This window comes from Stutzerimonas nitrititolerans (assembly GCF_003696285.1).
GTDB lineage: Bacteria > Pseudomonadota > Gammaproteobacteria > Pseudomonadales > Pseudomonadaceae > Stutzerimonas > Stutzerimonas nitrititolerans.
The window spans coordinates 1-15,817 of record NZ_RFFL01000010.1 but is presented as its reverse complement, the minus strand read 5'-3'; the positions used below and the strand labels follow the sequence as shown (position 1 = coordinate 15,817).

The window sequence follows — 15,817 nt, the reverse complement described above, 5'->3', positions numbered from 1 at the left end:
GCGTTTCACCACTCCGTGAGGGATTCGCGATAGCGCAGGGTCAGCTCCTTCAGTTGCTGCCGCCAGGCCGCCACCTCATCAGCCGACAGCGGGGCCACCTCATCGTCTACACCGACCGCCTCGATCAAGGGCAGGCTGGGATCGGTCTTGGCCTTGGCCGGTGCACGAGGCGGCTCGAACAGCGCCGCATGGGCAGCCAGCAACTGCGCCAGCCAGCTCTGCGGCTGCCCGGCGAGCTCCATGAGCTCGGCAAGCTCGGGACTCGGTGACGAATCCTGCGGCGAGCGGGTGAGTAGCAGCTCCACCCGCGCCGCATTGGCGCCCGGCAGACGGTAGTAGCCGGCAATCTCGTGACAGAGCCCCAGCAGCGCCCCATAGAGATGGAACAGGCAAGCCTCGCGCTCGGCCTGCACAGGCCCCTGCGTACCCTGCTCCTCGGCTCGTCGCCAGCTGCTCAGCGCCAGCCCGGCGAAATAGAGCTTCTGATTGGTTCGGGTGTAGCGCTCGTGAGCCATGACGGCAGCCTCGCTTCAAGAAAGTATCGAGGCCGCAGCCGGCTTCCCTCCAGCCGCGGCCTCCAGCGCATCAGCCTTTAACGCTCTTGTCCTCGACCTTCCACTTGCCGCCGTCGAAGAAGGCTTTCCAGCCCGTCGGCTTGCCGTTCACCTCGGTCTGCACGTACTGCTCCTTGGTCTTGCGGCTGTAGCGGATGACCGCTGGCCGGCCTTCCGGGTCCTTCTTCGGCGCATCCAGCAGGAAGTGATACTTCGGATCGATCTCATCCTTGTGCGGGATCAGCTCCAGCACCAGCGGTGCGCGGGTCTCGCGGTTCTTCGGAAACTGACTGGCAGCCAGGAACAGCCCGGACGCGCCATCGCGCAGCACGTAGGTGTCATCGACCTTCTCGCACTTGAGCTCGGGCATCTTCACCGCGTCCATCTTCGGCGGCGCCGCCTCGCCGCTCTTGAGCAGCTTGCGGGTGTTCTTGCATTCGGCATTGGTGCAGCCGAAGAACTTGCCGAAACGACCGGTCTTGAGCTGCATTTCGCTGCCGCACTTGTCGCATTCCAGGCTCGGGCCTTCGTAGCCCTTGATGCGGTATTGCCCCTCTTCGATCTCGTAGCCGGTGCAATCCGGGTTGTTGCCGCAGATATGCAACTTGTGCGTCTCGTCCAGCAGATAGGCATCCATGGCGGTGCTGCAGATCGAGCAGCGGCGCTTGCCCAGCAACACCCGCGATTCGGACTCACCCTCGTCGTCGGCGGCGATCTCGTCGCCCGGAATCAGGTTCACCGTGGATTTGCAGCGCTCCTTCGGCGGCAGGCTGTAGCCGGAGCAGCCGAGGAACACGCCAGTGGAGGCGGTGCGGATCATCATCGGCCGGCCACAGACCTTGCACGGGATATCGGTCAGGGTCGGCTGGTTGGCGCGCATGCCATTCTCGCCGGCTTCGGCGATCTCCAGCTTCTTGCGGAAGTCACCGTAGAACTCGTCCAGCACGGCCTTCCACTCGCGCTCGCCCTGGGCGACGTCGTCGAGGTGTTCTTCCATGCCGGCGGTGAAGCCGTAGTCCATCAGATTGTTGAAACTCTCCGAAAGGCGCTCGGTGACGATGTCGCCCATCTTCTCGGAGTAGAAACGACGGTTGTGCAGCGACACGTAGCCGCGATCCTGGATGGTGGAAATGATCGCAGCATAGGTGGACGGACGACCGATGCCACGCTTTTCCATCTCCTTGACCAGGCTCGCTTCGGAATAGCGCGCAGGCGGCTTGGTGAAGTGCTGGCTCGGATCAAGCTTGAGCAGCGCCATGGCGTCGCCCTTGTTCATTTCCGGCAGCACATCGTCTTCGCCGCCCTTGCTCTGCTGCGGCATGACCTTGGTGTAGCCGTCGAACTTGAGGATACGGCCCTTGGCGCGCAGCTCGAAATTGCCCGCCGTGACCACGACGCTGGTGGACAGGTACTGCGCCGGCGGCATCTGGCAGGCCACGAACTGGCGCCAGATCAGGTCGTAGAGGCGCTCGGCATCGCGCTCCATGCCCGAGAGCTGGTTGGGGCGCAGGTTGACGTCGGACGGGCGGATCGCTTCGTGCGCCTCCTGGGCGCCTTCCTTGCTGGAATAGACGTTGGGCTTCTCCGGCAGGTACTTGTCGCCGAACTCGTCCTGGATGAAGCCGCGCACCATGCCGATCGCATCGGCCGAGAGGTTGGTCGAGTCGGTACGCATGTAAGTGATGTAGCCGGCTTCATACAGCCGCTGGGCCATCATCATGGTCTTCTTCACGCCGAAGCCGAGACGATTGCTCGCCGCCTGCTGCAGGGTCGAAGTGATGAAGGGTGCGGACGGCTTGCTGCTGGTCGGCTTGTCCTCGCGCTTGCTGACGCTGTAGTTGGCGCCTTGCAGCTGCTCCAGCGCGGCCATGGCATGGCCTTCGTTCAGCGGCTTGAAAGCTTCGCCATTCTCGCGGGTGACCTCGAAGCGAACCTTGGCCTTCTCGGCCGTCGCCAGGTCGGCGTGCACTTCCCAGTACTCTTCCGGCACGAAGGCGCGGATCTCGCGCTCGCGCTCGACCACCAGCTTCACCGCCACCGACTGCACGCGCCCGGCCGACAGCCCGCGGGCGATCTTCGCCCACAGCAGCGGCGAGACCATGTAACCCACCACGCGGTCGAGGAAGCGCCGCGCCTGTTGCGCGTTGACACGGTTGATATCCAGCTCGCCCGGCTTGGAAAAGGCTTCCTGGATGGCCTTCTTGGTGATCTCGTTGAACACCACGCGCTTGAAGCGGCTGTCGTCGCCGCCGATGGATTCACGCAGGTGCCAGGCAATCGCCTCCCCCTCTCTATCCAAGTCGGTCGCGAGATAGATGGTGTCGGCTTCCTTGGCCAGGCGACGCAGTTCCTCGATCACCTTCTCCTTGCCCGGCAGGATCTCGTACTTGGCCTTCCAGCCGTGCTCGGGATCGACGCCCATGCGGGTGAACAGCTGGCGCTTGGCCTTTTCCTTGGGCGACAGCGCCGGCGCTTCGGCGGCCGCGGCCTTGCCACGCTTGACCGGCTCGCGGGAAGCGGAACCGCTGGTGGGAAGGTCGCGGATGTGGCCGATACTCGATTTCACCACGTACTGGTTGCCCAGGTACTTGTTGATGGTCTTGGCCTTGGCCGGTGATTCCACGATGACCAGCGATTTACCCATGGAGAGCAGAGTTCCTGAATCGAGAGGTGAACTGAGAAGATTTGCTCCGCAGCGCAGAAAGCCTGCACTGCCGGAAAGAAGCGAAGCAGCGTTTAATCCGCTGCACAGGGCAGTCCATGCCCCGAAAGGTCATTCATCATCCGCGGTCAGCAGGGCCGTCCAGCGGGTCTTGCATTGCTTCGAATCGGGGCGTGTCGCTTTCGCTCTGCCCTGAAAGCACCGCTATATATAGTGGCGAGCGAGCCGAGGTCAAGCATAAGGGCCAAGCCCACCGGCCGAATCAACCAGCAAACAGGCTGGCCTCTTCCTCGATCAGCGCGAAGCGAGGCAGCGTCTCACCATCGACTTCCACCGTTTCGGTGAACATCGACAGCGGCCGGACCCAGAGCCCGAAATCCCCGTACAGCGCCTGGTAGAACACCATGTGCTCTTCCGTTTCGGAATGCTGGGCCACCGCGAATACCCGGTATTCGGGTCCCTTGTAGTGGCGGTAACGCCCTGGGGTGATCTGCATCTCGACTGCCTCTGTAAAAATCCATCGGGGCCAGCAATGAAAAACCGGGGCACTAGGCCCCGGCTCTTCGTGCTAGAACAGCTTAGACGCGTTCGAACACCGTGGTGATACCTTGGCCGAGCCCGATACACATCGTAGCAACGCCAAGGGTACCGCTGTTCTGCTTCATGACGTTCAGCAAGGTGCCGGAGATACGCGCTCCGGAGCAGCCGAACGGATGGCCCAGTGCGATGGCGCCGCCATGCAGGTTGACCTTCTCGTCCATCTTGTCGAGCAGCTTGAGATCCTTGAGCACCGGCAGCGCCTGCGCAGCGAAGGCCTCGTTCAGTTCGACGTGGCTGATGTCGTCCATGGTCAGGCCGGCGCGCTTGAGCGCCTTCTGCGTGGCCGGCACCGGACCGTAGCCCATGATCGCCGGGTCGACGCCCGCCAGCGCCATGGAACGGATCACCGCCATCGGCTGGATACCCAGGTCCTTGGCCCGCTGAGCGCTCATCACGATCATGCAGGACGCGCCGTCGGTGATCTGCGAGGAGGTACCCGCTGTCACGGTCCCGCCCTTGGGGTTGAACGCGGGCTTGAGGGTAGCCAGGCTTTCCAGGGTGGTTTCCGGGCGAATGGTTTCGTCGTAGTCGAAGACCTTGAGGAAGCCGTTCTCGTCGTAGCCCTGCATCGGGATGATTTCATCCTTGAACAGGCCTTCGACGGTCGCCTTGTGCGCCAGGCGGTGCGAGCGCTCACCGAAGGCGTCCTGCTGCTCGCGGGTGATGCCATGCATCTTGCCGAGCATTTCGGCGGTCAGACCCATCATGCCGGACGCCTTGGCGGCGTACAGCGACAGCTGCGGGTTCGGGTCGACGCCATGCATCATGCTGACGTGGCCCATGTGCTCGACACCACCGACGACGAACACGTCGCCGTTGCCGGTCATGATCGCCTGAGCGGCAGTGTGCAGCGCGCTCATCGACGAACCGCACAGCCGGCTGACGGTCTGCGCGGCGCTGGTGTGAGGAATGCGGGTCAGCAGCGAAGCCATGCGGGCGATGTTCCAGCCCTGCTCCAGGGTCTGGTTGACGCAGCCCCAGATCACATCTTCCACTTCTGCCGGGTCGATCTTCGGGTTGCGCGCGAGCACGCCTTCGATCAGTTGCGCGGACATGGTCTCGGCGCGGGTGTTGCGGTGCATGCCGCCCTTGGAACGACCCATCGGGGTACGGCCGAAGTCGACAATGACGACGTCTCTCGGATTAAGGCTCATATCTTCACTCTCGCTCGATTAACCGTAGAAGCGCTGGCCGTTGGCAGCCATTTCACGCAGCTTCGCAGTCGGGTGGTACAGCGGGCCCAGGTCGGCGTACTTGTCGGCCAGCGCCACGAACTCGGCGACACCGATCGAATCGATGTACCGCAGTGCACCCCCACGGAAGGGAGGGAAACCGATGCCATAGATCAGGCCCATGTCGGCTTCGGCGGCGGTCTCGACGATCCTGTCTTCCAGGCAGCGAACGGTTTCCAGGCACAGCGGGATCATCATGTAGTTGATGATGTCCTCGTCGGACAGCTCGCGGGGCTCGCTGACGATCGGCTTGAGCAGCTCGTAGGACTGCGGGTCGACGACCTTCTTCGGCTTGCCCTTCTTGTCCACTTCATAGGCGTAGAAGCCCTTGCCGTTCTTCTGGCCCAGGCGGTTGGCCTCGTACATGACGTCGACCGCGGTCTTGCTGTCGTCCTTCATGCGATCCGGGAAGCCTTCGGCCATGACGTCGCGGCCGTGGTGGCCGGTATCCATGCCGACGACGTCCATCAGGTAAGCCGGGCCCATGGGCCAGCCGAACTTCTCCATCACCTTGTCGGCGCGTACGAAGTCGACACCGTGGGCGATGGCGCGGGCGAAGCCGCCGAAGTACGGAAACAGCACGCGGTTGACCAGGAAGCCCGGGCAATCGTTGACCACGACCGGGCTCTTGCCCATCTTCTTGGCGTAGGCGACGGTGGTGGCGATGGCAGTTTCGCTGGTCTTCTCGCCACGAATCACTTCCACCAGCGGCATCATGTGCACCGGGTTGAAGAAGTGCATGCCGCAGAAGTTTTCCGGGCGCTTGAGCGCCTGGGCCAGCAGGCTGATGGAGATGGTCGAGGTGTTGGAGGCGATGATCGCGTCCTCGCGCACCAGGCCTTCGACTTCGGCCAGTACCGCCTGCTTGACCTTGGGGTTCTCGACCACGGCCTCGACGACGATGTCGACGTTGCCGAAATCACCATAGGAAGTGGTCGGGCGAATCGCATTGAGGGCTTCGGCCATCTTCGCCGGGGTCATGCGACCCTTCTCGACGCGCTTGCCGAGCAGCTTGGACGCCTCGTCCAGGCCCATCTGGATGCCTTCCTCGCGGATATCCTTCATCAGGATCGGCGTGCCCTTGATGGCCGACTGGTAGGCGATGCCGCCACCCATGATGCCGGCGCCCAGCACGGCGGCCAGTTTCACTTCACGGGCCTGCTTGTCGTAGTTCTTGGCCTTCTTCTTCAGCTCCTGGTCGCTGAGGAACAGGCCGACGAGGCTCTCGGCGACCGAGGTCTTGGCCAGCTTGGCGAAGCCGGCAGCCTCGACTTCGATGGCCTTGTCGCGACCGAAGTTGGCCGCTTTCTGAATGGTCTTGATGGCTTCGACCGGCGCCGGGTAGTTCGGACCGGCCTGGCCGGCGACGAAGCCCTTGGAGGTCTCGAAGGCCATCATCTGCTCGATGGCGTTGAGCTTGAGCTTTTCCAGCTTCGGCTGACGCTTGGCCTTGTAGTCCAGCTCGCCGGAAATGGCGCGCTTGACCAGGTCCAGCGCAGCTTCCTGTAGCTTTTCCGGCGCGACCACGGCATCGACGGCATGTACTTTCAGGGCGTCTTCGGCGCGGTTTTCCTTGCCCGAGGCGATCCACTCGACGGCATTGTCGACACCGATCACGCGCGGCAGGCGCACGGTGCCGCCGAAGCCCGGGTAGATTCCCAGCTTGACTTCTGGCAGACCGACCTTGGCGGTGGCGGACATGACACGGTAATCGGCCGCCAGGCACATCTCGAAACCGCCACCCAGGGCGATGCCGTTGATGGCGACGACGGTAGGCACGCCCAGGTCTTCGAAATCGCTGAAGATCTTGTTCGCTTCGAGGTTGCCGGCGACCAGTTCCTCGTCCGGGAGCTTGAAGTTGTCGACGAATTCGGTGATGTCGGCGCCGACGATGAACACGTCCTTGCCGCTGGTGACGATGACGCCCTTGACCGAAGCGTCGCCCTTGATGGCATCGACAGCCTGGCGCAGTTCGTTGAGGGTGAGGCGGTTGAACTTGTTGACGGACTCACCCTTGAGGTCGAAATTCAATTCGACGATGCCGCTCTCAAGAGCCTTAACCGTGATGGCTTTACCTTCGTAAATCATCAACTGATCTCCAGGAATGGAAGCTGAACGTTACGTGTCGCACGTCGCCGGCCTGAACGACCGTCACCGAATTCGATGAAACGACACCCACCGACACGATAATCCGGGTAGACGGTATTTGCATGGCAAACACTCGATTCATACGCCCGTTTGATTTGGGTCGGCACACCTTCATGGAAAAGCGGCGTATTGTCAATCGGCGATCAAGCCGGACAGATGTTTCCACTGCCCCATCGCGCACTCTCGATCACGCCCGGCACGGGCGCAGCTCCAGCAGCTCTATCTGCATGCATTCACGAAGCTGATCCACACCACACGCCCCGGATGAACCTGCACAGAAGCCAGCCGTCCCAATTCACGAGGCGCCTTGTACACTGCGCACAAAAACCACATCCCTACCGGCCGTAGCCGCCACCGATTGCCAGGAGTTCCGCATGTCAGCCCCGATTGCCCGAGTCGATAACGGCCAGGATCCATACAAGTGGCTGGAACGTCGCGATGCACCGGACGTGCTCGACTATTTGAAAGCGGAAAATGCCTATCTGGAGCAGCAGCTGGCCGACCAGGCCGAGCTGCGCGAAACGCTGTTCCAGGAGATCAAGGGACGTATTCGCGAGACCGATCTGTCACTGCCATCGCCCTGGGGGCCCTGGCTGTACTACCAGCGCACCACGGCTGGCGATGAATACCCACGCCATTACCGCTGCCCACGACCAGCCGACGGCTCGTTCAGCGTGGACGACAACGCCGAGCAACTGCTGCTCGACCCCAACGTTCTGGCCGCCGGAGGGTTTCTGTCGCTAGGTGCGTTCAGCGTCAGCCAGGATCACAGCAAGCTGGCCTACAGCCTCGACACCCAGGGCGACGAAATCTACCGGCTGTTCGTCAAGGACCTGGCAAGCGGCGAAATCACCGCCCTGCCCTTCGACGACTGCGACGGCAGCATGGTCTGGGCCAATGACAACCAGACGCTGTTCTTCGGCGAACTCGACGACACCCATCGCCCGTACAAGATCCACCGTCACCGCCTCGGCAGCGAAGGCCGCAGCGAGGTCTATCACGATCCGGATGGTCGTTATTTCGTGCATTGCTACCGCGCCAGTTCCGAGCGCCAGCTGGTGATCCTCTCCAACAGCAAGACCACCAGCGAAGCCTGGGTACTGCCGGCCGACGAACCGGAAGGCCGCTGGACCTGCCTCGCTCCGCGCGAGGAAAACCACGAGTACTACCCCGACCATGGCCGACTGGATGGCCAGTGGTGCTGGTTCGTGCGCAGCAACCAGACCGGCATCAACTTCGCCCTGTATCAGGCGGCGGAAAGTGCGCCGCAGCGCGAGCACTGGCAAGAGCTGGTCGCCCACCGGGACGAGGTGATGCTCGAGGACATCAGCCTCAACGCCAGCGCCCTCACCCTCAGCCTGCGCGAAGCCGGCCTGCCGATCATCGAGGTGCGGCCGCAGAACGATGCGGCCTATCGCCTGCAACTGCCGGACGCGGCCTACAGCCTGCACGTGCAGAACACCCTGGAGTTCGACAGTCCGGTGATTCGCCTGCGCTACGAAGCGCTGAACCGCCCCGCGCAGATTCGTCAGCTGCAACTGGCCGACGGTGAACAACAGGTGCTCAAGGAAACCCCGGTGGAAGGCCCCTTCGATGCCGACGCCTACGAGAGCCGACGTATCTGGGCCACCGCGGCGGACGGCACCCAGGTGCCGATCAGCCTGGTGGGACGCCGCGAGACCTTCGGCAAAGCCGCACCGCTCTATCTGTATGGCTATGGCGCCTACGGCCACAGCCTCGACCCCTGGTTCTCCCACGCGCGGCTGTCGCTGCTCGACCGAGGCTTCATCTTCGCCATCGCCCACGTGCGCGGCGGCGGCGATCTGGGCGAAGCCTGGTATCGCGCCGGCAAGCTGGAGCACAAGACGAACACCTTCGGCGACTTCATCGCCTGCGCCGAGACACTGATCGCCGACGGCCATACCACGCCACAACGCCTGGCCATCAGCGGTGGCAGCGCCGGCGGCCTGCTGATCGGCGCGGTGCTCAATCAGCGTCCGGAACTCTTCGCTGTCGCCATCGCCGAAGTGCCCTTCGTCGATGTGCTCAACACCATGCTCAACGAAGAGCTGCCCCTGACCGTCACCGAGTACGACGAATGGGGCAACCCCAACGAGCCGGACGTGCATGCGCGGATAAAGGCTTACGCGCCCTACGAGAACGTCCAGGCCCAGGCCTATCCGGCGATCCTGGCGGTCGCCGGCTACAACGACAGCCGGGTTCAGTACTGGGAAGCGGCGAAATGGGTCGCCAAGCTGCGCGCCAACAAGACCGACAGCAATCTGCTGCTGCTCAAGACCGAGCTCGGCGCCGGCCACGGCGGCATGAGCGGTCGTTATCAAGCACTCAAGGATGCCGCGCTGGAATATGCCTTCGTACTGAAGGTGTTCGGCCTGACGGACGTCTGATGCGAGCAGGTCGTTGAACGCTGCGCGCCGGCCTCAACGATCCGCAGCAGCATCCGACCTGCGGCTGGAACGCGCTTGGGTTGCAGCAGTCATCCACTCAGACCATCCAGCTGGAGCGAGCACCATGAAACAGAATCCTTCCGCGCAATCCACTTCGAACGTGCATGGCTGGGAACGCGCCGCGTCCATTGCCGGCGGGCTTTATTTTCTGGGCAAAGGGCTCGGTCGCGGCGGGCTGGGCAGCCTGTTGCAACTGGCCGTGGGCGGCCTGGCACTGGCTCGTGGCATCAGCGGCCATTGTGAAGCCAAGCGGGTGCTGTGCGAGCTGAACGAACATGCGGCGATGGCCGAAGGTACCTCGCGCAGCATGCCCCTGCATCGCGAAACCGATCAGCAACAGCTGAAGACCAACGCCCAGGCGGCCACCGCCACGGCGACGGTGACCGGCAACGATTCGCTGGACAACCCGCCAGCGGGCGCCTGAAAGCTACCCGACGGCCACGCCGTCATGGCAGTAGCCGAAGCCGCATATCAGTGATCGTGGTCGCAGTCGGGACCATGCACGTGCCCCTCGTCGCCCGCTTCGACCGGCTCCATTTCCAGCTCCAGGCTGACCAGGTTGGTCGCCAGCGGACGCAGCAGCAGGTTGGCGTACTCGGTGTCGCCATCCTCCACATCGACGCCGATCATCAACTGGTTGTTACCCACCTGCTGGATCCACACCTCGCGCCCCTGCCACATCACGGCAAAACGCGTGCAGGAAGTTTCCAGCTGGGTGCCGTCCACGTCTTCGAGGATCAGTTGCAGGGCATCGCTCATATTGGTTTCTCTCTGTCTGGAAAAACGGGGCGACACAGCCGCCCCGAGGAAATCAGGCCTGAGTCAGCTTCGCCAGGGCACGCTCGAAACGCGCCAGCCCTTCAACGATGTCCGCCTCCTCGATCACCAGGCTCGGTGCCAGACGGATGACGTCAGGGCCGGCCTGCAGCAGCATCAGCGCCTCCTGCTCGGCCGCATCGAAAATCTCGCGCGCGCGGCCCTTCCAGGCCTCGTTCAACACGCAGCCGATCAGCAGGCCCATGCCGCGCACCTGGTTGAACACGCCGTAGCGCTCGCCCAGCTCCAGCAGGCCAGCCTTCAGCCGCTCATGCCGATTCCTGACGCCCTGCAGCACTTCCGGCGTGTTGACGATATCGACGACCGTCTCCGCCACCGCGCACGCCAGCGGGTTGCCGCCGAAGGTGGTGCCGTGGGTGCCGACGCTGAAGTGCTTGGCGACCTTGTCGGTGGTCAGCATCAGCCCGATCGGGAAGCCGCCGCCCAGGCTCTTGGCGTTGGTGAGGATGTCCGGCGTGACACCGTAGTGCATGTAGGCGAACAGCTCGCCGGTACGCCCCATGCCGGTCTGCACCTCGTCGAAGATCAACAGCGCGCCGTGCTCGTCGCACAGTTTGCGGGCACCCTCGAGATAGGCCTGATCGGCCGGCAGAACGCCACTTTCTCCCTGTATCGGCTCCAGCACCACGGCGCAGGTCTTGTCGGAAACGACGGCCTTCAGCGCCTCCAGATCGTTGTAAGGCACATGCTTGATGCCCTCGATCTTCGGGCCGAAACCATCGGAATACTTCGGCTGCCCGCCCACCGTGACGGTGAACAGGGTGCGGCCGTGGAAACTGTTGAGCGCCGAGACGATCTCGTACTTCTCCGAGCCGAAGGTGTCATGGGCATAACGCCGCGCCAGCTTGAAGGCCGCCTCGTTGGCCTCGGCACCGGAGTTGCAGAAGAAGGCACGCTCGGCAAAGGTCGCGTCCACCAGCTTTCTGGCCAGGCGCAACGCCGGTTCGTTGGTGAAGATGTTGGAGATGTGCCAGAGCTTGCCGGCCTGTTCGGTAAGCGTCTGCACCAGCGCCGGGTGCGCATGCCCCAGCACGTTCACGGCAATGCCGCCGGTGAGGTCGATCAGTTCACGCCCGCGCTGATCCCATACTCGCGAACCCTGACCACGCACCGGAATGAAGGCGGCTGGGGCGAAAGTAGGAACGATGACCTGGTCGAAATCGGAACGTTCTACCGGGGTGTGCGGGGCGGACATCAGGATTCTCCTGCGATGCGACATGAAGGGAAATGAAACGCCCCGGCATGGCGGGGCGTTGCCGTCGCAGTTTAAACGCAGGAGCACTCGGATTGAGCGCTCGCAAGAAAATTCTCTTGAAGTTCAGCCGAAGTGCTGCTGGTCCAGCGCGATCGCCTGATCCAGGGTTTCCAGCAGCGCCTTGCGCACCTTGCGCTTGGTGTTTTTGTGCGCCGTCATGTTGATCTTCTGCAATTGCGCGGCGGCGGCTCGGGCCGTCGTCATCAGCTCTTCAGGTGCGACCACCTTGTCGAGGAAGCCCGCGTCCAGCGCGCCCTGCGGATCGAACATCTCGCCGTTGATCACCGAACGATGGAAGGCGGACTTGCGCAGGCGATCGCGCGCCAGCTCGATACCAGCATGGTGCATGGTCATGCCGATCTGCACTTCGTTGAGACCGATATTGAAGGCACCCTCGACACCGATGCGGTAATCGGCCGACAGCAGCAGGAAGGCACCCTTGGCGATGGCATGGCCCGGGCACGCGACGACGATCGGAAACGGATGGGCGAGCATCCGCCGCGAAAGCGTGGATCCCGTGGCCACCAGCGCCATGGCATTCTCAGGGCTGGAGGTCATCACCTTGAGGTCGTAACCACCGGACAGGATGCCCGGCTGACCGGTGAGGATCACCACGGCGCGGTCCTGTTCGGCACGGTCGAGCGCCGCGTTGAGGGCTTCGAAAACGGCCGGGGACAGCGCATTGACCTTGCCGTTGTTCAGGGTCAGCGTGGCGATGCCATCGTCGAGTTGGTAGGCAACCAGATCGCTCATGACTCAATTCCTTGTTTAAGAAGTGGGCCGACGTTACCCAGCACATCTCTCGAGGTAAAGCGCGCTGACTGACTGGCGAGTCATGGAAATCGGCAGCCGCGATCGCGGATTCGATGTCAGTCGAACGCCGGTTCGCGCTCCGGCTCCAGCGTGGCGAGCAGCTCCGGATGCAGGATCGACTGCAATTCGGGATCGGCCATGTATAGCCCGTGAGAGCCGTCGGACAATCCTGTGCTGATCCGATACGCCACGCCCTCGGCATCCACCGTGAGCTGCGCCAGATCGAGATAGCGCGCCTCGCAAGGCTGCTTGTGCGCATCGCGCAGCACCACCACTTTCGGTCGCAGGTGCAGTTTCTCGTGCTTCTCCAGCACCAGCGCCACTTCACCGGTGTGCAGCTCGACGAGCGTACCGACAGGGAAGACTCCCAGCCAGCGGATGAATTCGTGCACCAGCGCTTCGTCGAACTGCTTGTCGCCACCGCTGCGCAGCACGTCGTAGGCCACCTGAATGGGCCTGGCGTCATCGTAGGAACGGTGGCTGGTGATGGCATCGAACGCATCGACGATGGTGATGATGCGGGTGGTGAAAGGAATCTGATAGCGATCCAGCCCCAGGGGATAGCCACGGCTGTCGAGGCGCTCGTGATGCGCATGGGCCGCCTGAACGGCAGCCGGCGGAATACCGGGCTGGTTCTGCAACGCCTGGAAACCGAAGGCGGGGTGCAGCTTGATCTGCTCGAACTCCTCCGGCGTCAGCTTGCCCGGCTTGTTGAGAATGCGAGGATCGATCTTCATCTTGCCGACGTCGTGCAGCAAGCCGGCGATGCCGAGCGTTTCGACCTTCTCGTCGGAAAGCCCCAGGTGCACGCCGAAGCCCATCGCGAGGATGGAAACCGACAGACAGTGCAGGCCGGTATAGCGATCCTGCGCTTTCAGGCGGGTCAGCCAGAGCATGGCGCTTTCGTTGCGAAGCAAGCTCTCGAGGTTTCGCTTGACCAGCACCTGGCAGGAACGGGTGTCGATCGGCCGCCCCTGCTGCACATCGAGAAGCACCTGATCGATGACGAGGCTACCGGCTCGATACGCCCGACGCGCCTCCTCGACCTCCAGCGACAAGGGTATGCGCGGCAGATTGCGCTGCACCCGCCCAGGCGCCGCCGAGGGCACCAGGAGTTCGCCCTGATCGAGGCGTACTTTCCGGGTGTCGTCCACGAAAACATAGTCGCAGCGTTCGCGTACGGCATGGATGTGCTCGATCTTGAGCAGCGGAAAGCCCTGGAACAGGAAATCCGTCTGCCGCCAGGGCCGATCGAGCTCGCACACGTACATCCCGATCTCGAGATGGCTCACGTGAAGGCGACGTCTGGTTGGCACTTGCAGCGTATCGAGACGCTTGCGTCTATTCTTGAACAGCTTCATACAGCCTATCCTGGCTTATATCGACGATGCCCCGGCGCAAGATCTTCCAGCCTGGCGGCCACGCAATTTAGGAACCCTGGCGAAGCGAGAGGTTCATTTCAAGCAGCGCTTCCCCGTTCCACAAACTGCCGCATAAACACATGAAAAAGCTAAAAAACTTTTGCCATCGCAGAACGCTTCGGATACATTAGCGCGCCTCGACGGACATGAACCTCCGTCGGGATCCGGTGAGGTGTCCGAGCGGTTGAAGGAGCACGCCTGGAAAGTGTGTATACGAGAAATCGTATCGTGGGTTCGAATCCCACCCTCACCGCCACTTTCGATACTGAAAAGCCCTGGAAACTGAAGAGTTTTCAGGGCTTTTTCGTTTGCGTGCCGATCACATGCGGAAGGCTCGGAAAGCGGACTAGTGACGGCTCGTGGTCACCAGATCGCTATGCTGACGCCACTGGCGAGGACTCACCCCGAACCACCGGCGAAACGCACGCGAGAACGCGCTGGTTTCGGAGTAGCCAAGCAACGGAGCCAACTCCGAGATGGGCAGCTGCTGCTGGCGCATATAGTAAGTGGCCAGTTCCTGACGCTGCTTGTCCACCAGCGTGGTGAAAGTCAGCCCCTGCTCACGCAAGCGACGCTGCAGCGACCAGCTGCTCATGCCCATCTGCTCGGCGATATCCTCCAGCACCGGCTCGCCCAGCACCAGGCGCTGGCGGATCTGCGCGCGGGCATCATCCACGACGTCCGGTTCATTGCGTCCGGCCAGGCTGAGCTGACGCAGGGAATCCTGCATCACCATCAGCAGGACCGGATCATGTCCCGGCATCGCGCGTGTCAGGCCGCTCTTGGGGATCAGTAGCGAGTTGCAGGGCTGCTCGAAGTACACCGGCGCATCGAAGACCTTACCGTGCTCGTGCCAGTCCGCCGGACGCGGGTGCTCGAAGTGCACCGCACGCGGCGCCCATTGGCTTCCGAGCACGTGACGGATCAGGTTGCGAGCCATGCCCAGGGTCAGCTCGGCATCCTGCCGCCGGCAGAGAATGGCACCGTGCCGAACCTGATAGTCGAAGCGATAGCATTCCCCGTCGTCGACCAGCCGGATCAGGCTGTTGCGCTGGTGCAGCGGGAAGGCACGGGCGAAGTTGATCAGCGCCTGCTCGACCGTGGCCGAACACAGGCCGATGTAGCCCAAAAGGCCCAGCGCCTGCGGCTTGAACTGCTGGCCGTAGTAGAGGCCGAAGTTGTCGCAGCCCGACTGCCGTGCCGCTTCCTCCAGCACTTGGCAATAATTCGGCAGTGCCAGACTGAGGGTGGGGTGCTGCAACAGCTCCGCATCGATTCCCGACACACCGAGCACACGCTCGGCATCGCCCCCCTGCTTCTCGATGAAGCCACACAGGCCGCTGGCAGCCGCGGCCAGCACGCCAGCATGTTTTTGTCCGTCGGTGACGAGCGCCAGACCGGCCGACGCTTCAGGGTTGGCGAACAAGGAATTCATCAGAGCCTCCATCCTAACGAACCACGGAATGAAGCAAGAAGCACGCCGTGCTCCCAGAACAGCTCTAGGACGCTCGATTCGGAGAGTGGTCCGTCCATTTCATCGCTTTGATGCGGGTAAACGGGAAACACTTGCATCGAATCAGGGCACCGGAATGACACCCGACGACACACCGGCACTCCCCCACAACTTGACCCTGGACGACAGCAGAGCTCTGCCCGGGTCAAGTTGGGCACGTGAAACTGACTCATGATCAACCTGAGCCGCTTTTGAGAGCTGCACAACAACAAGACTGGAGGATCCCATGATCTACGCCAAACCTGGCACCACCGGCGCCGTCGTTTCCCTCAAGCCGCGCTATGGCAACTACATCGGTGGCGAATTCGTCGCCC

Annotated in this window: 13 protein-coding genes and 1 tRNA gene; 4 read left to right on the top strand and 10 right to left on the bottom strand. The window is 62.7% G+C overall.

Features of this window, described 5'->3' with window-relative positions; all coding sequences use genetic code 11:
* Positions 1-5 precede the first annotated feature (5 nt).
* The 5 genes from EA795_RS13395 to fadB all read right to left on the bottom strand — a co-directional run bounded on the left by EA795_RS13395 (position 6) and on the right by fadB (position 7,136).
* Positions 6-515, bottom strand: coding sequence for a DUF6586 family protein (locus EA795_RS13395; RefSeq protein WP_122077819.1), 510 nt, complete (start codon positions 513-515; stop codon positions 6-8).
* A gap of 70 nt (positions 516-585) precedes the next feature.
* A complete protein-coding gene (gene topA / locus EA795_RS13390; RefSeq protein WP_122077817.1) occupies positions 586-3,198 on the bottom strand; it encodes a type I DNA topoisomerase in 2,613 nt (870 codons plus the stop codon).
* A gap of 280 nt (positions 3,199-3,478) precedes the next feature.
* On the bottom strand, positions 3,479-3,712 hold the full coding sequence (locus tag EA795_RS13385) for a DUF1653 domain-containing protein (protein ID WP_058076606.1): 234 nt from the start codon (positions 3,710-3,712) through the stop codon (positions 3,479-3,481).
* An 82-nt stretch (positions 3,713-3,794) separates the two neighbouring features.
* A complete protein-coding gene (gene fadA / locus EA795_RS13380; protein ID WP_058076605.1) occupies positions 3,795-4,970 on the bottom strand; it encodes an acetyl-CoA C-acyltransferase FadA in 1,176 nt (391 codons plus the stop codon).
* 18 nt (positions 4,971-4,988) lie between these two features.
* Positions 4,989-7,136, bottom strand: coding sequence for a fatty acid oxidation complex subunit alpha FadB (gene fadB / locus EA795_RS13375; protein WP_058076604.1), 2,148 nt, complete (start codon positions 7,134-7,136; stop codon positions 4,989-4,991).
* A 434-nt stretch (positions 7,137-7,570) separates the two neighbouring features.
* On the opposite strand from fadB, the gene EA795_RS13370 reads away from it, so the two are divergent.
* Complete coding sequence (locus EA795_RS13370) at positions 7,571-9,604, top strand: S9 family peptidase (RefSeq protein ID WP_122077815.1); 2,034 nt, start codon at positions 7,571-7,573, stop codon at positions 9,602-9,604.
* Between the two features lie 124 nt (positions 9,605-9,728).
* Complete coding sequence (locus EA795_RS13365) at positions 9,729-10,088, top strand: YgaP-like transmembrane domain (RefSeq protein WP_122077813.1); 360 nt, start codon at positions 9,729-9,731, stop codon at positions 10,086-10,088.
* A 47-nt stretch (positions 10,089-10,135) separates the two neighbouring features.
* Here EA795_RS13365 and EA795_RS13360 read toward each other — a convergent pair whose 3' ends face one another.
* The 4 genes from EA795_RS13360 to EA795_RS13345 all read right to left on the bottom strand — a co-directional run bounded on the left by EA795_RS13360 (position 10,136) and on the right by EA795_RS13345 (position 13,930).
* Complete coding sequence (locus tag EA795_RS13360; RefSeq protein ID WP_058076601.1) at positions 10,136-10,423, bottom strand: hypothetical protein; 288 nt, start codon at positions 10,421-10,423, stop codon at positions 10,136-10,138.
* Between the two features lie 52 nt (positions 10,424-10,475).
* Positions 10,476-11,696, bottom strand: coding sequence for an aspartate aminotransferase family protein (locus EA795_RS13355; protein ID WP_122077811.1), 1,221 nt, complete (start codon positions 11,694-11,696; stop codon positions 10,476-10,478).
* A 123-nt stretch (positions 11,697-11,819) separates the two neighbouring features.
* Positions 11,820-12,509, bottom strand: coding sequence for a crotonase/enoyl-CoA hydratase family protein (locus EA795_RS13350; protein ID WP_014852229.1), 690 nt, complete (start codon positions 12,507-12,509; stop codon positions 11,820-11,822).
* A 116-nt stretch (positions 12,510-12,625) separates the two neighbouring features.
* Positions 12,626-13,930: an HD-GYP domain-containing protein gene (locus EA795_RS13345; RefSeq protein ID WP_122077809.1), complete on the bottom strand. Its 1,305-nt coding sequence runs from the start codon at positions 13,928-13,930 to the stop codon at positions 12,626-12,628.
* Positions 13,931-14,156: 226 nt separating this feature from the next.
* Here EA795_RS13345 and EA795_RS13340 point away from each other — a divergent pair.
* Positions 14,157-14,246, top strand: a tRNA-Ser gene (locus tag EA795_RS13340).
* Between the two features lie 90 nt (positions 14,247-14,336).
* Here EA795_RS13340 and qhpR read toward each other — a convergent pair.
* Positions 14,337-15,425 (bottom strand): AraC-like transcriptional regulator QhpR, encoded by a 1,089-nt coding sequence (qhpR, locus tag EA795_RS13335; protein ID WP_014852227.1) that lies wholly within the window; start codon positions 15,423-15,425, stop codon positions 14,337-14,339.
* A gap of 304 nt (positions 15,426-15,729) precedes the next feature.
* Here qhpR and EA795_RS21415 point away from each other — a divergent pair.
* A partial coding sequence (locus EA795_RS21415; RefSeq protein ID WP_240645022.1) for a hypothetical protein occupies positions 15,730-15,817 on the top strand: 88 nt, incomplete at its 3' end.

What these genes read in the sequence shown, in the direction of transcription:
- EA795_RS13365 (WP_122077813.1), top strand. Translation starts at nt 9,729, where the DNA reads ATGAAACAGAATCCTTCCGCGCAATCCACTTCGAACGTGCATGGCTGG.
- EA795_RS13355 (WP_122077811.1), bottom strand. Translation starts at nt 11,696, where the DNA reads ATGTCCGCCCCGCACACCCCGGTAGAACGTTCCGATTTCGACCAGGTC.
- EA795_RS13350 (WP_014852229.1), bottom strand. Translation starts at nt 12,509, where the DNA reads ATGAGCGATCTGGTTGCCTACCAACTCGACGATGGCATCGCCACGCTG.
- EA795_RS13360 (WP_058076601.1), bottom strand. Translation starts at nt 10,423, where the DNA reads ATGAGCGATGCCCTGCAACTGATCCTCGAAGACGTGGACGGCACCCAG.
- topA (WP_122077817.1), bottom strand. Translation starts at nt 3,198, where the DNA reads ATGGGTAAATCGCTGGTCATCGTGGAATCACCGGCCAAGGCCAAGACC.
- EA795_RS13370 (WP_122077815.1), top strand. Translation starts at nt 7,571, where the DNA reads ATGTCAGCCCCGATTGCCCGAGTCGATAACGGCCAGGATCCATACAAG.
- qhpR (WP_014852227.1), bottom strand. Translation starts at nt 15,425, where the DNA reads ATGAATTCCTTGTTCGCCAACCCTGAAGCGTCGGCCGGTCTGGCGCTC.
- EA795_RS13385 (WP_058076606.1), bottom strand. Translation starts at nt 3,712, where the DNA reads ATGCAGATCACCCCAGGGCGTTACCGCCACTACAAGGGACCCGAATAC.
- EA795_RS13345 (WP_122077809.1), bottom strand. Translation starts at nt 13,930, where the DNA reads ATGAAGCTGTTCAAGAATAGACGCAAGCGTCTCGATACGCTGCAAGTG.
- fadB (WP_058076604.1), bottom strand. Translation starts at nt 7,136, where the DNA reads ATGATTTACGAAGGTAAAGCCATCACGGTTAAGGCTCTTGAGAGCGGC.
- fadA (WP_058076605.1), bottom strand. Translation starts at nt 4,970, where the DNA reads ATGAGCCTTAATCCGAGAGACGTCGTCATTGTCGACTTCGGCCGTACC.
- EA795_RS13395 (WP_122077819.1), bottom strand. Translation starts at nt 515, where the DNA reads ATGGCTCACGAGCGCTACACCCGAACCAATCAGAAGCTCTATTTCGCC.